General features: G+C 63.4%; 1 protein-coding gene. It reads left to right on the forward strand.

The window, feature by feature from the left end:
* Positions 1 to 1,225, forward strand: a 1,225-nt coding sequence (locus ET21_RS0121935) for a dicarboxylate/amino acid:cation symporter (protein WP_030541368.1), incomplete at both ends; no start/stop codon positions are given.

Genomic DNA, 1,225 nt, shown 5'->3' on the forward strand with positions numbered 1-1,225 from the left:
AAGACGCTGGCGAAGGATGTGGCGGGATATTTTCACCTTCTGGCCGACATCTTCCTTCACCTGATCAAGATGATCATCGCGCCGCTGGTCTTTTCCACGCTGGTTGCTGGCATCGCCCATATGGGGGACAGCGCCGCGCTGGGGCGGATCGGCGGGCGGGCGCTCGCCTGGTTCATCATCGCCAGCCTGATCTCGCTGACGCTGGGCCTCATCTTCGTCAATTTCTTCGCGCCGGGCGAAGGGCTGAACCTCGTCCGGTCGGGCGCGGAATCGGGCGTGAACACCGAAGCGCTCAACTTCAAGGATTTCGTCCTGCACGTCTTCCCCACCTCCATGGTGGGGGCGATGGCGGAAAACTCCATCTTGCAGATCGTCGTCTTCTCCCTGTTCGTGGGCGTGGCGCTGACCGCCATCGGCGACAGGGGCAAGCCGATCATCACCGTCATCGAAGCGATGGTCGAACTGATGCTGCAAGTGACCGGCTATGTCATGCGCATGGCCCCCTTCGCCGTGTTCGGCGCGCTGGCGTCGGCGATCACGATCGAAGGGCTGGGCGTACTCAAGACCTTCGGCGAGCTTGTCGGCGAATTCTACCTGTCGCTGTTCGCGCTCTGGATAATCCTGTGCTGCGCGGGCGCGCTGTTCCTGGGACGGCGCATGGGCAAGCTGCTCAAATATGTGCGCGAACCGCTGTTGATCGCCTTCTCCACCGCCTCGTCGGAAGCGGCTTACCCCAAGATGCTGGAGCAGCTCGACCGCTTCGGCGTCCCCCGCCGCATCTACAGCTTCGTGCTGCCGCTGGGCTACAGCTTCAACCTGGACGGGTCGATGATGTATTCGACCTTCGCCACCATCTTCATCGCCCAGGCCTATGGCATCGACCTGCCGATCGCGACGCAGATCACCATCCTGCTGGTGCTGATGGTGACCAGCAAGGGCATCGCCGCCGTTCCCCGCGCCTCCCTGGTGGTGGTGGCGGCGACGCTGGGCCAGTTCGACCTGCCGGTCGAGGGCATAGCCTTCATCCTGGCGGTCGATCACTTCATGGACATGGGCCGCACCGCCACCAACGTGCTGGGCAACGCCATCGCCACATCCGTCATCACCAAATGGGAAGGCATGCTGGAGGTCGAGGAGCCAGACTATGTCCCCCATCCCAAAGCCCCGGCCCACACACCCGCCCATGGCCGCGCCGGCCTGGAACTGGCATCCGACATGGTGGAGG

Origin of the sequence: Sphingobium sp. DC-2, assembly GCF_000722555.1 — a bacterium.
In the GTDB taxonomy this organism is placed as follows: domain Bacteria; phylum Pseudomonadota; class Alphaproteobacteria; order Sphingomonadales; family Sphingomonadaceae; genus Sphingobium; species Sphingobium quisquiliarum.